At 41.8% G+C, this 17,176-nt stretch carries 17 protein-coding genes; 16 read left to right on the top strand and 1 reads right to left on the bottom strand.

The window, feature by feature from the left end; genetic code table 11:
- Positions 1–4: 4 nt before the first annotated feature.
- The 6 genes from LG375_RS04710 to LG375_RS04685 all read left to right on the top strand — a co-directional run bounded on the left by LG375_RS04710 (position 5) and on the right by LG375_RS04685 (position 6,248).
- Positions 5–787, top strand: a complete 783-nt coding sequence (locus tag LG375_RS04710; RefSeq protein ID WP_225745399.1) for a carbon-nitrogen family hydrolase — start codon at positions 5–7, stop codon at positions 785–787.
- A gap of 9 nt (positions 788–796) precedes the next feature.
- Complete coding sequence (locus LG375_RS04705; protein WP_225745398.1) at positions 797–1,978, top strand: pyridoxal phosphate-dependent aminotransferase; 1,182 nt, start codon at positions 797–799, stop codon at positions 1,976–1,978.
- Positions 1,979–2,105: 127 nt separating this feature from the next.
- Positions 2,106–3,128 (top strand): N-acetyl-gamma-glutamyl-phosphate reductase, encoded by a 1,023-nt coding sequence (argC, locus tag LG375_RS04700; protein ID WP_225745397.1) that lies wholly within the window; start codon positions 2,106–2,108, stop codon positions 3,126–3,128.
- A gap of 28 nt (positions 3,129–3,156) precedes the next feature.
- Positions 3,157–4,350: a bifunctional glutamate N-acetyltransferase/amino-acid acetyltransferase ArgJ gene (gene argJ, locus LG375_RS04695; protein WP_225745396.1), complete on the top strand. Its 1,194-nt coding sequence runs from the start codon at positions 3,157–3,159 to the stop codon at positions 4,348–4,350.
- Between the two features lie 26 nt (positions 4,351–4,376).
- Positions 4,377–5,114: an acetylglutamate kinase gene (gene argB / locus LG375_RS04690; protein WP_225745395.1), complete on the top strand. Its 738-nt coding sequence runs from the start codon at positions 4,377–4,379 to the stop codon at positions 5,112–5,114.
- A gap of 3 nt (positions 5,115–5,117) precedes the next feature.
- Positions 5,118–6,248, top strand: a complete 1,131-nt coding sequence (locus LG375_RS04685) for an acetylornithine transaminase (RefSeq protein ID WP_225745394.1) — start codon at positions 5,118–5,120, stop codon at positions 6,246–6,248.
- A 40-nt stretch (positions 6,249–6,288) separates the two neighbouring features.
- Here LG375_RS04685 and LG375_RS04680 read toward each other — a convergent pair whose 3' ends face one another.
- Positions 6,289–7,167 (bottom strand): polysaccharide deacetylase family protein, encoded by an 879-nt coding sequence (locus LG375_RS04680; RefSeq protein ID WP_225745393.1) that lies wholly within the window; start codon positions 7,165–7,167, stop codon positions 6,289–6,291.
- 172 nt (positions 7,168–7,339) lie between these two features.
- Between LG375_RS04680 and LG375_RS04675 the strand changes: the two genes are divergently transcribed.
- The 10 genes from LG375_RS04675 (at position 7,340) to LG375_RS04630 (ending at position 17,135) form a co-directional block, all read left to right on the top strand.
- Positions 7,340–8,626, top strand: coding sequence for a homoserine dehydrogenase (locus LG375_RS04675; RefSeq protein ID WP_002890168.1), 1,287 nt, complete (start codon positions 7,340–7,342; stop codon positions 8,624–8,626).
- An 83-nt stretch (positions 8,627–8,709) separates the two neighbouring features.
- Positions 8,710–9,570, top strand: coding sequence for a homoserine kinase (gene thrB, locus LG375_RS04670; RefSeq protein ID WP_225745392.1), 861 nt, complete (start codon positions 8,710–8,712; stop codon positions 9,568–9,570).
- Entirely contained in the window at positions 9,563–10,447 is an 885-nt protein-coding gene (gene rarD / locus LG375_RS04665) for an EamA family transporter RarD (RefSeq protein ID WP_225745391.1), read from the top strand. The genes thrB and rarD overlap by 8 nt, the downstream gene beginning before the upstream one ends.
- A 112-nt stretch (positions 10,448–10,559) precedes the next feature.
- A complete protein-coding gene (locus LG375_RS04660; protein ID WP_155198051.1) occupies positions 10,560–11,177 on the top strand; it encodes a PepSY domain-containing protein in 618 nt (205 codons plus the stop codon).
- 132 nt (positions 11,178–11,309) lie between these two features.
- Positions 11,310–11,513, top strand: a complete 204-nt coding sequence (locus LG375_RS04655; RefSeq protein ID WP_002886082.1) for a hypothetical protein — start codon at positions 11,310–11,312, stop codon at positions 11,511–11,513.
- Positions 11,514–11,967: 454 nt separating this feature from the next.
- On the top strand, positions 11,968–12,246 hold the full coding sequence (locus tag LG375_RS04650; protein WP_142390731.1) for a hypothetical protein: 279 nt from the start codon (positions 11,968–11,970) through the stop codon (positions 12,244–12,246).
- A gap of 396 nt (positions 12,247–12,642) precedes the next feature.
- Entirely contained in the window at positions 12,643–13,221 is a 579-nt protein-coding gene (locus LG375_RS04645) for a flavin reductase family protein (protein WP_155198052.1), read from the top strand.
- On the top strand, positions 13,208–13,765 hold the full coding sequence (locus tag LG375_RS04640; protein ID WP_155198053.1) for a GNAT family N-acetyltransferase: 558 nt from the start codon (positions 13,208–13,210) through the stop codon (positions 13,763–13,765). The genes LG375_RS04645 and LG375_RS04640 overlap by 14 nt, the downstream gene beginning before the upstream one ends.
- Positions 13,766–13,771: 6 nt before the next feature.
- The gene (locus tag LG375_RS04635) at positions 13,772–14,473 is read left to right on the top strand and encodes a hypothetical protein (protein WP_064523840.1); all 702 of its coding nucleotides are present in this window, start codon (positions 13,772–13,774) and stop codon (positions 14,471–14,473) included.
- A gap of 13 nt (positions 14,474–14,486) precedes the next feature.
- Positions 14,487–17,135, top strand: coding sequence for a valine--tRNA ligase (locus LG375_RS04630; RefSeq protein ID WP_225745390.1), 2,649 nt, complete (start codon positions 14,487–14,489; stop codon positions 17,133–17,135).
- Positions 17,136–17,176: the final 41 nt, after the last annotated feature.

Here is a 17,176-nt window from a genome sequence, read left to right as displayed (position 1 = left end):
TATTATGAAAATTGCGTTGGTACAGATGGATGTCGTTCACGGACAGCCTGTGGAAAATAAAAAACACGTGAAAGAGATGTTGGAGAGGGCGCTTGATGACAATCCTGATGTTATTGTGCTTCCTGAAATGTGGAATACAGGCTATGCTTTAAATGAACTTGATGGGCTTGCGGATAAGGCTGGATTGGACTCTCAAGAACTCTTGTCTCATTTTGCTAGGAAACATGCTGTAGCTATTATTGGAGGGTCCGTTGCTATTGAGAAAGATGGCAAATTCTACAATACAACCTATGTCTACAATAAGTCTGGGGACTTAATCAATACCTATAGCAAGGTCCATCTCTTTGGCCTTATGGCAGAGGACCAGTACATGTCTGGTGGGTCGAATGAGTCTGTTTTTGAGCTTGATGGTGTGATAGCTGCCAGTGTCATTTGTTATGATATCCGTTTTCCTGAATGGGTGCGAACACATATGGCACAAGGGGCCAAGGTGCTTTTTGTGGTAGCGCAGTGGCCGGAACCTCGAGTGCAGCAATGGGAGATTTTGTTAAAGGCGCGTGCAGTTGAAAATCAAGCTTTTGTAGTTGCTGTCAATCGTGTTGGAGCAGGACCAGACGATGTCTTTTCAGGACATTCTATGGTTATCGATCCACTTGGAAATGTGGTCTTACAAACCAAGGAGCATGAGGAGGGCATTTTTACGGCCGATATTAATCTTGAAGAGGTAGATAAGGTTCGAGGTCAGATTCCTGTTTTTGAGGATCGTCGCACGGACTTGTATCATTAAGGAGTGTTTATGTTATTTGAAGAATCTGACTTATTGAAGGCATTGCCAGAACAGTTTTTTGCTGGTTTGGTTGCTAAGGTTAATGCCAAGGTGGCGGAAGGTGCAGATGTTATCAATCTTGGTCAGGGGAATCCAGACCAACCAACCTATGACCATATTGTTGAGGCGCTTTGTACCTCAGCGAAAGATCCTGCTAGCCATAAGTATTCACAGTTTCGAGGCAATCGTCCTTTTAAGGAGGCTGCTGCTAGTTTTTACAAGAAACATTATGGGGTCGATTTGGATGCGGAGCGTGAGATTTGTGTCATGGGTGGGGCTAAAATTGGGCTTGTGGAATTGCCCCTAGCTTTGATGAATCCAGGTGACCTCCTGCTCCTACCTGACCCAGGATATCCTGATTATTTATCAGGAGTGAGTCTAGGACGTGTAGCCTATGAGACCTTTCCTTTGACGGCTGAAAATGATTTCTTGCCAGATTTGGATGCCATTCCTGAAGAGACAGCTCGGCGTGCTAAGTTTATCTATATCAATTATCCAAATAATCCTACGGGTGCTGTGGCGACTAAGGCCTTTTATGAAAAGTTGGTTGTCTGGGCTAAGACTTACGAAGTTGGCGTGGTGAGTGATTTAGCTTACGGAGCTTTGGGCTATCGAGGCTATGAGAATCCTAGCTTCTTATCAACACCTGGTGCTAAAGATGTGGGCATTGAGTTCTATACTTTCTCGAAAACCTTCAATATGGCTGGTTGGCGTTTGGCCTTTGCTGCTGGGAATGACCAGATGATTGAAGCCTTAAATCTGATTCAAGACCATCTTTTTGTGGGAATCTTTCCTGCCTTGCAGGAGGCTGGGATTGCAGCCCTCTTAGATCCTAAATCTGAGGAGGCTGTTGCTCAACTGAATGCGACTTATGATAGCCGTCGAGATGCTTTTGTCCAGGCAGCTGCTAAGATTGGCTGGAAGGCCTTTCCATCCAAAGGTTCTTTCTATGCTTGGATGCCTATACCAGAGGGTTACACTAGTGAGAGTTTTGCGGATCTTTTGCTTGAGAAGGCCCATGTTGCTGTGGCACCAGGTAAAGGATTTGGTCCTGCAGGAGATGCTTATGTTCGTATTGGGCTTTTGGTAGAGCCAGAACGTCTGGTCGAAGCAGTCGATCGTATTGCCAACTTGCAATTATTTAATAACTAGATAACAATCATGAAACAAGTAGTTGGAAAAGACTGCTTGTTTTTTTCATGTTAATTTCAATTCTTCCTTGACAAATGAATAAAAATACAATAAACTAGTTACATATTTATTCAAAAAGAGTGCATAAATGGAAGTTTCAATCGTTGGTATCACTGGTTATAGTGGTTTAGAGTTAGTTAAAATTTTGAATAATCATAAAAAAGTGGAACTTGTTTCTATTCACGCAACCAAGGAAGTGGGCCGACGGTTGTCTGATGTGTATCCCTATCTGACAGGTGTTTGTGACTTAGAAATTGAAGCTTACGATGCGGAAAAGATTATGCAAAAGGCGGATTTGGTTTTCTTTGCCACACCTTCAGGAGTCGCTAGCTCGCTAGCAGAGGAATTTGTTCTGGCTGATTTTCCTATTATTGATTTGTCTGGCGATCATCGCTTGCCAGCAGATGTTTATCAAGAATGGTATAAAAAATCACCTGCTAAGCAGAGTGTTTTGAATAAATTTACATATGCATTATCAGAATATGCAGATGTGAAGGATAAGAAATTTATTGCCAATCCTGGATGCTATGCAACAGCGACAGAGTTGGCCTTGCTTCCTTTGGTTGCTACTGGTCTGATTGAGACGGATAGTGTCATTGTGGATGCCAAGTCTGGTTTAACTGGTGCGGGTAAGGCTTTGAGTGAGTCTAGTCATTTTGTCAATGTTCATGATAATTACGTGACTTATAAACTCAATCATCATCAGCATATTCCTGAGATTGTTCAAACCTTGCAGGTCTTTAATCCGGAAATGCCTGAGATTCAGTTTTCAACGTCGCTTTTACCCGTTAATCGTGGAATCATGGCTACGGTTTATTGTAAGTTGAAGAAGGACGTGACTGTAGCTGATGTAGCTTCAGCGTTCACAAAGGCTTATAGCGATAAACCCTTTGTACGTGTGCAAGACAGTTTGCCAGAACTACACAACGTTATTGGATCGAATTTTACAGATATTGGCTTTGCCTATAATGAGAAAACCAATGTTCTGACAGTTATTTCGGTCATTGATAATTTGATTAAGGGTGCTGCTGGTCAAGCGGTTCAAAATCTCAACCTCATGCAGGGGTGGGATGAGACGGAAGGTTTGCTTCTGACACCGTCATACTTGTAGATGTAAGCATAGAGTTAGGAGAAAAAATATGAAAGTCATTGAAGGAACAATTGCCAGCCCGTTGGGATTCTCAGCAGATGGGCTACATGCAGGATTTAAAAAGAGAAAAATGGATTTTGGTTGGATTGTCTCTGAAAAACCAGCCAGTGTGGCAGGAGTTTATACGACCAATAAGGTGATTGCAGCTCCTCTGATTGTGACCAAGACCTCAGTTAAAAAGGCTGGGAAAATGAAGGCCATCGTTGTTAACTCAGGTGTAGCCAATTCTTGTACAGGGACTCAAGGATTGGAGGATGCTTACACCATGCAGGAGTGGACCGCTGAAAAGTTAGGCGTTGAACCAGATTTGGTTGGTGTGGCTTCTACAGGGGTTATTGGTGAGTTGCTACCAATGGATACCTTGAAAAATGGCCTTTCCAAGTTGGTGGTTAATGGGAATGCTGATGATTTTGCTAAGGCGATTTTGACGACAGATACAGCAACTAAGACTATTGCTGTGACGGAGACTTTTGGTCGTGATGTTGTCACTATGGCTGGTGTCGCTAAGGGTTCAGGCATGATTCACCCGAATATGGCAACCATGCTTGGGTTTATTACTTGTGATGCCAATATTTCTAGTGACACCCTTCAATTGGCCTTGAGTCAAAATGTGGAAAAAACCTTTAATCAGATTACAGTTGATGGGGATACATCAACTAATGATATGGTTCTTGTCATGTCAAATGGTTGCACGCTCAATGAAGAGATTCTGCCAGGTACACCAGAGTTCGAAAAATTTTCGAAAATGCTTAATTTCGTGATGCAAGAACTGGCTAAGAAAATTGCCAAGGACGGTGAAGGTGCCAATAAGCTCATCCAAGTTGATGTGGTTAATGCCCCTAATGCCCTTGATGCCCGTATGATGGCAAAATCTGTTGTCGGTTCAAGCCTGGTCAAAACAGCCATTTTTGGTGAAGATCCTAACTGGGGGCGTATTCTAGCTGCTGTTGGCTATGCCGGTGTGGACGTTCCTGTGGACAATGTTGATATTATGCTTGGCGGTCTGCCAGTCATGCTAGCATCTAGTCCTGTGACCTTTGATGATGAGGAAATGAAAGACATCATGCATGAGGATGAAGTGACCATTACGGTAGATCTTCATGCTGGACATGAAAAGGGAACCGCATGGGGGTGTGATCTTTCTTACGATTACGTTAAGATTAATGCCCTCTATCACACTTAGACTATCTAAGGAAAAGGAGTTAACTGATGACTGCTGAATATATTGTAATTAAGATTGGTGGAGTAGCCAGTAAGCAGCTAACTCCTGAGATACTGACCAAACTGTCAGAATGGCAGCAGGCTGGTCAGAAAGTTGTTATCGTCCATGGGGGTGGTTTTGCTATTAATCAGCTGATGGAGGAGAATCATATTCCAATTCACAAGGTAAATGGTCTTCGTGTGACGAGTCAGTCAGATATGGCCTTGATTAAAGAAGCCTTGGTTGACATAGTTGGGAAAAACTTGGCAGGTCAGTTAACACAGGCGGTTTTGCCAGCTTATCAGCTTGTTGATGAATTGCCAGACCTTGTCCATGCTGATTTCTTAGATCAAGAGACCTATGGCTTTGTGGGTGAGGTCAAAAACATCACCAATCAGACCTTAGTAGCACTCCTTTCTCAAGGCAAGATTCCCTTGATTCCTAGCTTGGGCTATAGTGAGCAGGGAGATTTGCTCAATATCAATGCGGATTACCTTGCTAGAGCTGTGGCAATTAGTCTAGGTGCCAAAAAACTTATCCTCATGACAGATGTCAAAGGAGTTTTAGAGAATGGACAGGTTTTAGATCATCTGAATCTTGTGGACGTTCAGAAAAAAATAGATTCAGGTGTGATTACTGGGGGCATGATTCCTAAAATTCAAAGTGCTGTTCAGACAGTTCAAGCCGGTGTTGAGCAGGTCATTATTGGTAATAACCTGACAGATGGTACCATAATCAAGGAGTAAGAGATGACAAAACTATTTTCAAACTATAAGCGGGCAGCGATTGATTTCGCTTCGGCACAGGGCAATTATTTGACTGATACAACTGGCAATACCTACTTGGATTTTTCATCAGGTATCGGGGTAACTAACCTGGGCTATCATCCCCATGTCAATCAGGCTTTGACAGAGCAGGTGGGTAAGATTTTGCACCAGCCTAATCTTTATCACAATCAGTTGCAAGAAGATGTTGCTGACCTTCTAATTGGTGACAGGGATTATCTGGCCTTTTTCTGTAACAGTGGTGCAGAGGCCAATGAAGCAGCTATAAAAATCGCTCGTAAGGCATCAGGCAAACAAGAAATCATTACCTTCCAAAATTCCTTCCATGGTCGAACGTTTGGATCCATGTCTGCCACTGGTCAGGATAAAATCAAACAAGGCTTTGGTGAGGGTGTGCCCCACTTTAGCTATGCTATTTTCAATGACATAGATAGTGTCAAGGCACTAGCTAGTGACGAAACAGCGGCTATTATGTTGGAGTTGGTTCAAGGGGAATCAGGTGTTCAACCTGCTGATAAGGACTTTGTTAAGGCTTTGTCTGACTTTTGTAAGGAGACAGGTATTTATCTTATTGTAGATGAGGTTCAGACAGGACTTGGTCGTACTGGTAAGCTTTATGCTTATGAGCACTACGATATTGAACCAGATATCTTTACTCTGGCAAAAGGTTTGGCAAATGGGGTGCCAGTTGGTGCCATGCTTGCTAAGTCATCTCTTGGAGAAGCCTTCTCTTACGGAAGTCACGGCTCTACCTTTGGAGGAAATAAACTGGCTATGGCTGCGGCCAAAGCTACGCTTGAAGTTATGTTGGTCCCAGGTTTTCTAGATACTGCCCTTGAAAATGGAAACCAGCTACAAGCAAAATTGCAGGCAGCTTTATCTGATAAAGAGACGGTCACCACTGTACGTGGCTTGGGCTATATGATTGGGATTGAGACTACTGGTAATTTAGGAGAATTGGTCCAGTCGGCTCGAGATAAGGGGTTAATTGTTTTAACTGCAGGGACAAACGTGATTCGTCTTTTGCCACCAATCACCCTAAGTGATGCTGAAATTGAAAAGGGTGTGGCTCTCCTATCAGAAATATTTGACTAGAACATAAAAATCACTTGATTCTTGAATCAAGTGATTTCTTTTACTCATTGTCAGTATCAATCTCGCTGAGAAGTCCTTTAGCTGTTGTTGTTGGCAGAATACGGACACGATTAAGTGAGAGAAGACCATCCTTGGCACTGGCTAGCCCTTCGTTGGTTGTTAGTCCTAACTTGTAAGTTTTCTTAGCTAGGTCAAGTGTCGTTTGATTGTAGCGACCTGATGGGTAGGCAATGGTATTGACCTTGGTATTGAGTTTATTTTCAAGGAAGTCAATAGAATCCGTTAATTCAACCTTTTGTGTCGCCTTATCAGTGGTTGACAAATCGGGGTGGTTAACCGTATGAGACTGGAAGCTCATGCCGTGTGCCATCATTTCTTTCATCTGCTTGACGGTAAGATTTCCAGCATTTCCTTTCTTAACAAAGCCAGTGATAATATTATTGGTTGCCTTAGCCTTGTATTTTTTGAGAATAGGGTAGGCGATAGTATAGAAATCTTCGTTACCATCATCAAAGGTCAGCCAGACAACCTTCTTAGCAGGTAGGGCGTTTTCAGTGAAGGCTTTGTAGGCTTCTTCAGGCGTTAGGAAGTAGTAACCTGCCTTCGCCAAGGCCTTGATTTGTGCCTCGAAGAGGTCTGGGTCAACGATAAGGTTGGCGTTGGAGGCTTCAGATGGATCCATGACGTGTACCGCATGATACATTAGGATAGGGATTTGGACAGGATCGTCATAGGTTTTCCATTTAGCTGTCGTCCTAGACTGACTGGTTTGAGCCTGTTGTTGCTTGCTTTTCGACTGATTTGGTCGGTTAAGCATAAAGACTGCCAGTAAGCCAAGAAGGACAATATTTAGGAAAAGCAGAAGAAGGTTCAGTTTCTTTCTGTTAGCTTGAGTTGTTTTTTTCTTTTGAGAAGTCATTGTATCCCCTTTCAAATAGGTCTAGTTATTATTCTAACAAAAATGGGATGGAAATGCACAGAATTTTCAGTAAAAAGAATACTTGCCTCCTTAAATGGCAACAATATTCTGTCAATTCCGATAGAAATGTGGTACAATTAAAAAAATGTATGTTTTTAAGGAGAAATCGTAAATGTCTATTAAAATTGGATTGCTTGGCTTTGGTACAGTAGCTAGCGGTATTCCTTTCCTCTTGAAGGAAAATGGTGAAAAGGTTCTTGCAGCCTCACGTGACCAACTCGAAATTGCCAAAGTTTTGGTTAAAGATGACGAGGAAAAAAATCGTCTTATCGCTGCCGGAAACGACTACAATTTTGTCACAAATGTTGACGAAATCCTTAATGATGAAGAGATTCAAATCGTTGTTGAATTGATGGGTCGTATCGAGCCAGCTCGTACCTTCATCACAAAAGCACTTGAAGCAGGTAAAAACGTTGTTTCTGCTAACAAAGACTTGATTGCTACTCATGGAAAAGAGTTGATTTCTCTTGCCCAAGATAAGGGAGTGGCTTTCTACTATGAAGCTGCTGTTGCTGGTGGTATTCCAATTTTGCGTACTTTGGCTAACTCTTTGACGTCTGATAAGGTGACACGTATCCTTGGTGTGCTTAACGGAACATCTAACTTTATGATGACTAAGATGGTTGACGAAGGTTGGTCATATGAGGACGCTCTTAAGACTGCCCAAGAACTTGGTTATGCTGAAAGTGATCCAACTAACGACGTTGAAGGTATTGACGCTGCTTATAAAGCTGTTATCCTTAGCCAATTTGGATTTGGTGCCACAATTGATTTCGACGATGTGACTCACAAGGGGATTACAAACATCTCTACTGATGATGTAGCTGTTGCTCAAGAATTGGGTTATGTCATCAAATTGGTTGGTGATGTGCGTGAAGTAGAATCAGGTATCTCAGCAGAAGTGTCCCCAACATTCTTGCCAAAAAATCACCCACTTGCTAGCGTCAACGATGTCATGAATGCAGTCTTTGTTGAATCTATCGGTATTGGCGAATCAATGTACTACGGTCCAGGTGCTGGTCAAAAACCAACAGCAACATCTGTTTTGGCAGATATTATCCGTATTGCTCGTCGTCTTTCAGATGGCAATGTAGGTAAACCATTTAATGAGTTCCGTCGTGACTTGCCATTGGCTAATCCAGCAGATGTTAAGAGCAACTACTACTTTGCCCTTGATACGCCAGACGAAAAAGGTAAAATCCTTCACTTGTCTGAAATCTTCAACTCAGAAGATATTTCATTTGAACAAGTCTTGCAACAAAAAGCAAATGGCACAACAGCTCGTATCGTTGTGATTACACATGCTATGTCTAAGACACAACTCAAAGCTGTTACTGAAAAACTTGAAGCAGCAGAAGACTTCACTGTTGTCAACACATTGAAAGTTTTGTCTAACTAATTGATAAGCCCATACTGGTGCGTATAAGAAAGGTATTCAAGGAGAAAAGTCGCTGATGGCTTTCCTCCTTTTGGTGTATTATTATGAAAATTACTGTTCCAGCAACATCAGCCAATATTGGTCCAGGTTTTGACTCTGTGGGTGTTGCCGTTTCTAAATATTTGACAATCGAGGTGCTTGAACCAGCGGATGCATGGCATATTGAGCATGATTTGGGCGATATTCCTTCAGATGAAAATAACCTCCTCATTTCAACTGCCTTGCAAGTTAAGTCTGGTTTGCAGCCCCATAAATTGGTGATGGCATCAGATATTCCCTTGGCGCGTGGGCTAGGTTCTTCAAGTTCTGTTATTGTCGCAGGAATCGAGTTGGCCAATCAATTGGCAAACTTGCAGCTCTCAGACGATGATAAACTTGATATTGCAACCAAGATTGAAGGTCATCCGGACAATGTTGCCCCAGCTATTTTTGGGAATCTCGTTGTAGCCTCTTATGTGGATGAACATGTTAATAGCATCGTGACAGATTTTCCAGAGTGTGCCTTTGTAGCCTTCATTCCGAGCTATGAACTTAAGACGTCTGATTCACGTGGGGTACTTCCAAGTGACCTGTCTTACAAAGAAGCTGTAGCTGCATCATCTATTGCAAACGTTGCCATTGCTGCCCTCTTTGCAGGCGATTTGGTTAAGGCGGGACATGCTATTCAAGGGGATATGTTCCACGAACGCTACCGTCAAAAATTGGTTAAAGAATTTGCGACTATTAAGGAATTGTCAGGTCAATACGGTGCTTATGCGACCTATCTCTCAGGCGCTGGCCCAACAGTTATGACCTTGACACCAAATGATCAAGCTGAGGCTCTTAAAACGGCTATCGATGGTCTTGGTTTAGATGGTGAAACCTTCATCCTGTCTGTGGATAAAGCAGGTGTTGTCGTTGACTAGAAAAAATCAAGGGCTACTCTTTGGTCTAGCCACCTATATTCAATGGGGATTTTTATCCCTTTTTTGGAAGCTTTTAGCAGGTGTTTCGGCTTACAACACCTTCTCGTGGCGGATTATTTTTACTGTAGTGACTATGTTGACTTACGCCCTAGTCGCTAAGCAAAATACACGTTTCAAAGGGGAGCTTGTGGAACTTTGGAAGGATAAGAAAGCCTTGCTTCGTATGCTACTTGCTAGTTTTCTCATAGCAGCTAACTGGTTGATTTATATCTATGCTGTGGGTCATGGTCAAGCGACGCAGGCTAGCCTGGGCTATTACATTATGCCTATTGTTTCTATCCTGTTTGCCCTCATTTTTCTTCGTGAATCATTGAGTAGGACCATGTGGGCAGCAGTAGTATTGGCCTTTATAGGAGTACTGGTTCTTGTTGCCAATACAGGAAAACTTCCCATGGTATCATTGGGGTTAGCTCTGAGCTTTGGTTTCTATGGTCTAATCAAAAAAGGGGTTAGGCTCTCCAGTGACGTAGCCATGCTAGTAGAAAGTGGCTTGCTACTACCTTTTGTAGCTATCTATCTCGTTTTCTTTTCTCCAGAATCATTTTCTTCCTATTCGAGCATGGGAATGTTTCTCCTAGCCATATCCGGTGTGGTGACGGCAGTTCCATTGCTTTGCTTCTCAGAAGCAGTCAAAAGGGCACCGCTTAACCTTATTGGTTTCATCCAGTATCTTAATCCTACGATTCAACTTCTCGTAGCCATCCTCATTTTTGGTGAGACGGTCAGCTTTGGAGAGTTGAAAGGCTTCTTCTTTATCTGGATGGCCATACTAGTCTTTGTAACTGGCCAAATAGTAACATTTCGTAGAAGTTCCTGATAGCTATCGGGAACTTTTTATGATGTTGTCCTAAAAATGAGCCAAGTTTATCTGACAATTTTAGAACTTTAAGATATAATGGTAGTATTAGATTAAAATAGCGGAGAATTTTATGCGAAAAATGAAAAAGCTAGCGGGCTATCTGATTCTGCTCGCTATCCCAGTTGCCATCGCTGCAGGCCTGTTTATCTTTAACGGTTCAGGTTATCGCTTGTCAGAACAAGATGCGGCAGACATTGCTTACAAAAATGCAGGTGTCAAAACTTCTGAGATTTCTCAATCAACAGTTTCGAAAGCACGTTCTGGGCTTCACGGAAGTTATGAGATTAGTTTCACAACGTCAGACAACCATTTTGAGTATACAATTGATGGTCAGTCAGGATCTATTTTGAAACATAAGAGTGACCATCCAACGTCTAAGGATGAGGATGATACTCAAAAAAGTGAAGAGCCTAAAGACGAGACTCAACCTAGCGAAAGCAAGGAAGAGACAGCAGTATCAAAAGAGACTGCGCAAACAACAGCTCTTAACCATGCTGGCCTAGCTGAAGGTTCTGTGACAAACTTGAAAACGGAATTGAAGACTGAAGGAGACGGGAAGGTCTACAATATCAGCTTTGACTATGCTGCTAGCGGTCTACGTTATAAATATGCGGTAAATGCTGATTCGGGAGCTATCGTAGCCTATACGACCGAGTATCTCACAGGGGCTGCGACTCCTGCTCAGTAGGTCGCAGATAGAGTGAAAGCTCTCCTTATTATTAAGGAAAATCCTTGCAATTTCTCTGAAATGGTGTAAACTTAAAGTGAAAACGGTAACAGTAGCTGTAGATCTTGCCGTAGAATCAAGGAGGCTTTGACCATGAAAGAATTCCAAGCATTTAAAGACACGCTTAGCAATAAGGCTCTCAAAGCCATTTACGAAGAAAGTAAATTGGAAGTCCAAGACGAAACAACTGAAGGTACAGAAGCCTTCTCACTAGCCTTGGCAACCCAAATGGCTATCAATCTACTCGAAAGCTATGAAAAATGGCTAAAAGAAGAAAGAGCTAAGGAAGAAAAATAAGATGAAATCCTTGTCGAAAGACAGGGATTTTTCTAATAGAAAATAAAGTTATCTAGAATGTAGATTATCTGTCTTGAAATATCTATAATACCATCATTCATGTACTTAAAATAAAATAAATGCTTTTACTTATGATAAGTGAGCCATTTCTTGTGAAAACGGTCTCGATTTTAGCCGATGTTTTGTTACAATGGTTTCAGCAAGTTCCTTAAGAGAGGAGTAGAGAGATGATTTTCTTGGTGGTTAGGATAATTACTATGATGTTAAGGGTTATAGTTACTTACCTGCTATTGTGTTATTTTATTAGTCATACACAGTCCGAACATGTTTTAATTAGAGCACATCAAAGACGAGTTGCAGCTGGGAAAAAGCTCAAAGATGTTTGTGGGCTTGAATTAAAAGTTCATAAAGAACATTTTCAGAAGGATTTTGAAGGAAAGTGATGGTGAACTTCATGGAGTTAATTAAATCATTTCTTGTGGCGCCCTATTTTCTTGGGATGATTCTTGGTGGTGTATTTTTAGGGATTTATGTGTTGATAGATAAGATTATTAAGAATCCGATAAAAGATATCGATTATTACAAACAGTTTGTAGAATCTTACAAAGAAGAAGCAGTTTTTTATAAAATGTCCTCCGAAGAGTATAAAACGATGGCAATAACTTACCGTAAGAGATATTTGGAAAGCCAAGCAAAGTTAGAACTTGTCATGAAAGGTAATAGTAGCCATTGAAAATTGTGAGGAAAAGTAGGACAGAGGACATACTTTCAAATTCAAAAATCAATAAGATTTCCATCACAATTTCATTTGTCTTGATCTTAAAATTGTGATAAAATAAGACCATTCAGAGGTGCTTTGAAGCCCATTTGTCACAGGAAGCGGTGGTACTGAGAAATCCGCACAAATGTCAAAGCTGGTTGCTGATGGTCAAATTGAATCAAGAAAGCTGTGAGTGGTTGCCACTCAAAATTGGGTGGTACCGCGGATACACATTCGTCCCTGTCATAGTTATGGCAGGGATTTTCTATAGCTTTTAAAGAACCAAGACCGAAGGTCACAGGTGAATTTAGAGATATCGATGCAGACGGAGCGCAAGCGAGGTCTACGTTCCTATTAAAGGAGGGTGACATGAAGCAATCTTTTGAGACCAGTAAATTGTATTATGGTTTTCCCATTTTTATCTTGGGTTACCAGGACCAGACCTATGGCTATAATGTGACGACTTGTAGTTCTTCTTATAGTCTAGGAGATTGGCTCGTTATAGGGGTTGGTAGCGAGGAAAATGCGGCAGACCAGATTAAGCATTATCAGAAGTTCACAGTGAATATCCCTGATGAAAACCTCATGCTTGAGATGGAACAGGCCGGTTTTATTAGTCGTCGTGAAAAGATTGCTAAACTTGGCCTAGATTTCCAACCTTCTAAACTGACACAAGCACCTATCTTAGATGCTTGCCCAGTCGTTCTGGATTGTAAGGTAGATAGAATTATTGAGGAAGATGGTATCTGTCATATCTTTGCCAAGATTGTAGACCGCCTTGCTGATTTTGGTTTGCTAGATGACAAGGGACATTTCCGTAATGATTCTTTTGCACCGACTTACTTTATGGGTGATGGTCATAAGCGTGTCTATCGCTATCTAGATGACCGAGTCGACCCCATGGGAAGCTTTATCAAGAAAGCGAGGAAGAAGGATGACAAGAGCTGAATTGCCAGAACGAATCGAAACGGAGCGTCTTCTTTTACGAGTTCGAACAGTTGCGGATGCAGAAGCTATCCATGCTTATGCTAGTCTTCCAGAAGTTTCTTACCCAGCAGGCTTTCCGCCCGTCAAGACCTTGGAAGATGAAATCTATTATCTAGAACATATCCTTCCCGATCGTAATGAAAAGGAAAATCTTCCAGCTGGTTATGGCATTGTGGTCAAAGGGACTGATAAAGTGATTGGTTCTGTTGATTTCAACCATCGACACGAGGATGATGTGCTTGAGATTGGCTATACCTTGCACCCAGACTATTGGGGTCGAGGCTATGTGCCTGAAGCGGCGCGTGCCTTAATTGACCTAGGTTTTAAAAATTTGGGTCTTCACAAGATTGAACTGGTCTGCTTTGGCTACAATGTCCAAAGTCAACGTGTCGCTGAGAAACTTGGCTTTACTCTTGAAGCTCGCATCCGAGACCGCAAAGATGCCCAAGGCAATCGCTGTGATGAGTTGAGATATGGCTTGCTGAAGAGTGAGTGGGGGAGGTAAAGGAATATGATAGAAAAGATAATTAATTTTGTGATCAATTCTAAACCAAGTGATAAAATAGCTTTGTTAGCCTTGCTTATCAGTATTATTCTTCCTATACTTATACAAGTTTGGAATAATCGGAGGGAAGATAAAAAAGAAAGTCAACAAGAACTATTCCAAAGGGAAACTCAAGATAAGTTAGATGAATTTCAGGATTTTCAAAAAGAATTTTCAATATATAAACAATCTACTGATGAGTTGCAATTTAACTTACAGAACCGGTCTGATTTAATTCCTTATTTTCATTTAAATCGCACTAAATCTCGTATTTTTAGTGTTAATCACCAGCTGATTGTTGAAATCTATTTGACTAATGTTGGTCGAGGTACAGCAACCAATATAATGACTTGTCCTGTTTATAATGATTTATCTGGGAATCCTATTTATTTTGATCAGTCGCCATCTTCTGGAAAAGCTACTCATGCTTTTTATAATTATTTTAGTGAGAATTTTGCTATCCCCAATGAATCAATCTCATTTAGCTTGAGTGAGATTAACCAACAAGCAAAACAGTTGTATTTCTTGATTTTTAAAATTAAATTCACTGATGCTCTTGGTCGGGAATATGAACAAAAATTTAAATTTGGATATGATAATTATTTAGTTAAAGGAATAAATCAGAATTCCAAATCATATCCTCCAAAATTGATTAAAGATATTAACTAGAAAGGACACACACATGTCTAAAGAACTTTCACCTAAATACAATCCAGCCGAGGTTGAGGCTGGTCGTTACCAAAAATGGCTTGACGAAGATGTTTTCAAGCCTTCTGGAGATCAAAAGGCTAAGCCTTACTCAATCGTTATTCCACCACCAAACGTAACTGGTAAACTTCACCTTGGTCACGCTTGGGATACGACTCTTCAAGATATCATCATCCGTCAAAAACGCATGCAAGGTTTTGATACGCTTTGGCTTCCTGGTATGGACCATGCAGGTATTGCTACTCAAGCTAAGGTCGAAGCCCGTTTGGCTGAAAGTGGCATTTCTCGTTATGACCTGGGTCGTGAAAAATTCCTTGATAAAGTCTGGGAATGGAAAGATGAGTATGCTTCAACCATCAAGCAACAATGGGGCAAGATGGGGATTTCGGTGGATTACTCTCGTGAGCGCTTCACCCTTGATGAAGGTCTTTCAAAAGCCGTTCGTAAAGTCTTTGTAGAACTTTACAAAAAAGGCTGGATTTACCGTGGTGAATTTATCATCAACTGGGATCCAAAAGCTCGTACAGCCCTTTCTGATATCGAGGTTATTCACAAGGATGTGGAAGGTGCCTTCTACCACATGAACTACATGTTGGAAGATGGTTCACGTGCTCTTGAAGTGGCGACTACTCGTCCTGAAACTATGTTTGGAGACACTGCTGTAGCAGTTAACCCAAATGATGACCGTTATAAAGACTTGATTGGTAAAAATGTTATCTTGCCAATCTTAAATAAACCAATCCCAATCGTTGGCGATGAACACGCTGACCCTGAATTTGGTACTGGTGTGGTTAAAATCACTCCTGCTCATGACCCTAACGACTTCTTGGTTGGTCAACGTCATAATCTTCCGCAAGTCAACGTTATGAACGATGATGGTACCATGAATGAATTGGCTGGCGAATTCAACGGTATGGACCGCTTTGAAGCACGTAAGGCCGTTGTTAAGAAATTGGAAGAAATCGGTGCTCTTGTTGAAATCGAGAAAATGACTCACTCAGTTGGTCACTCAGAGCGTACAGGTGTGCCTGTTGAACCACGATTGTCTACACAATGGTTCGTTAAGATGGATCAATTGGCGAAGAATGCCATCGCTAACCAAGACACAGACGACAAGGTTGATTTCTACCCACCTCGTTTCAACGACACCTTCCTTCAATGGATGGAAAATGTCCACGACTGGGTGATTTCTCGTCAGCTCTGGTGGGGTCACCAAATCCCTGCTTGGTACAATGCTGAGGGTGAAATGTACGTCGGTGAAGAAGCACCAGAAGGCGACGGATGGAAACAGGATGAAGACGTCTTGGACACTTGGTTCAGTTCTGCCCTCTGGCCATTCTCAACTATGGGCTGGCCTGATGTGGAAGCAGAAGACTTCAAACGTTACTTCCCAACTTCAACCTTGGTTACAGGTTACGACATCATCTTCTTCTGGGTGTCTCGTATGATCTTCCAATCATTGGAATTCACAGGACGCCAACCATTTAAGAACGTCTTGATCCACGGTTTGATTCGTGACGAGCAAGGACGTAAGATGTCTAAGTCACTCGGTAACGGGATTGACCCAATGGATGTTATCGAGAAATATGGTGCTGATGCTCTCCGTTGGTTCCTTTCAAACGGTTCTGCACCAGGTCAAGACGTGCGTTTCTCTTACGAAAAAATGGATGCTTCTTGGAACTTCATTAACAAGATCTGGAACATCTCTCGTTACATTCTCATGAACAATGAAGGTTTGACCTTGGATGTAGCACGTGAAAATGTAGCTAAAGTGGCTGCTGGTCAAGCAGGTAATGTCACAGACCGTTGGATTCTCCACAACCTCAATGAAACCATTGGAAAAGTTACTGAGAACTTTGACAAGTTCGAATTCGGTGTGGCTGGTCACATCCTCTACAACTTCATCTGGGATGAGTTTGCGGACTGGTATGTTGAGTTGACTAAGGAAGTGCTTTACAGCGACAATGAGGACGAAAAAGTCATCACTCGTTCGGTTCTTCTTTACACCTTGGATCAAATCTTGCGTCTCCTTCACCCAATCATGCCATTCGTGACTGAAGAAATCTATGGCCAAATCTCTGAAGGAACAATCGTGACTGCTGAATACCCAGTGGTTCGTCCAGAGTTTGAAAACGAAGCAGCAGCAGCTGGTGTAGAAGCTCTTAAAGACGTGATTCGCTCCGTTCGTAACTCACGTGCTGAAGTGAATGTAGCACCAAGCAAGCCAATCACCATCTTGATCAAGACTAGTGATAGCAAGCTCGATGCCTTCTTCAATGACAATGTCAACTACATCAAACGCTTCACAAACCCAGAACACTTGGAAATTGCAGCAGATGTCGAAGTACCTGACTTGGTTATGTCAAGCATCATCACAGGCGCAGAAATCTACTTGCCACTCGCTGACCTTCTTAATGTCGAAGAAGAATTGGCCCGTCTTGAAAAAGAATTGGCTAAATGGCAAAAAGAACTGGCTATGGTTGGTAAGAAACTCTCTAACGAGCGCTTCGTAGCCAATGCCAAACCAGAAGTCGTCCAAAAAGAACGCGACAAACAAGAAGATTACCAAGCTAAATACGATGCGACAGTCGTACGTATTGAAGAAATGAAGAAATTGGTGTAATATTTTAATGATATAAAGTGACCATTTAGTCTAATCGCTTG

The sequence above is a fragment of the Streptococcus sp. Marseille-Q3604 genome (assembly GCF_916619785.1).
GTDB lineage: Bacteria > Bacillota > Bacilli > Lactobacillales > Streptococcaceae > Streptococcus.
Note: the sequence above shows the minus strand (reverse complement) of the source record. Positions and strands in the feature narration are given on the sequence as shown.

Bases quoted from the DNA above. Each gene is read 5' to 3' on its own strand.
- LG375_RS04655 (WP_002886082.1), top strand. From the start codon at position 11,310: ATGAAAGAATTCCAAGCATTTAAAGACACGCTTAGCAATAAGGCTCTC.
- LG375_RS04645 (WP_155198052.1), top strand. From the start codon at position 12,643: ATGAAGCAATCTTTTGAGACCAGTAAATTGTATTATGGTTTTCCCATT.
- LG375_RS04685 (WP_225745394.1), top strand. From the start codon at position 5,118: ATGACAAAACTATTTTCAAACTATAAGCGGGCAGCGATTGATTTCGCT.
- LG375_RS04710 (WP_225745399.1), top strand. From the start codon at position 5: ATGAAAATTGCGTTGGTACAGATGGATGTCGTTCACGGACAGCCTGTG.
- LG375_RS04650 (WP_142390731.1), top strand. From the start codon at position 11,968: ATGGAGTTAATTAAATCATTTCTTGTGGCGCCCTATTTTCTTGGGATG.
- LG375_RS04630 (WP_225745390.1), top strand. From the start codon at position 14,487: ATGTCTAAAGAACTTTCACCTAAATACAATCCAGCCGAGGTTGAGGCT.
- LG375_RS04635 (WP_064523840.1), top strand. From the start codon at position 13,772: ATGATAGAAAAGATAATTAATTTTGTGATCAATTCTAAACCAAGTGAT.
- LG375_RS04705 (WP_225745398.1), top strand. From the start codon at position 797: ATGTTATTTGAAGAATCTGACTTATTGAAGGCATTGCCAGAACAGTTT.
- LG375_RS04675 (WP_002890168.1), top strand. From the start codon at position 7,340: ATGTCTATTAAAATTGGATTGCTTGGCTTTGGTACAGTAGCTAGCGGT.
- LG375_RS04660 (WP_155198051.1), top strand. From the start codon at position 10,560: ATGCGAAAAATGAAAAAGCTAGCGGGCTATCTGATTCTGCTCGCTATC.
- argJ (WP_225745396.1), top strand. From the start codon at position 3,157: ATGAAAGTCATTGAAGGAACAATTGCCAGCCCGTTGGGATTCTCAGCA.
- argB (WP_225745395.1), top strand. From the start codon at position 4,377: ATGACTGCTGAATATATTGTAATTAAGATTGGTGGAGTAGCCAGTAAG.
- thrB (WP_225745392.1), top strand. From the start codon at position 8,710: ATGAAAATTACTGTTCCAGCAACATCAGCCAATATTGGTCCAGGTTTT.
- argC (WP_225745397.1), top strand. From the start codon at position 2,106: ATGGAAGTTTCAATCGTTGGTATCACTGGTTATAGTGGTTTAGAGTTA.
- LG375_RS04640 (WP_155198053.1), top strand. From the start codon at position 13,208: ATGACAAGAGCTGAATTGCCAGAACGAATCGAAACGGAGCGTCTTCTT.
- LG375_RS04680 (WP_225745393.1), bottom strand. From the start codon at position 7,167: ATGACTTCTCAAAAGAAAAAAACAACTCAAGCTAACAGAAAGAAACTG.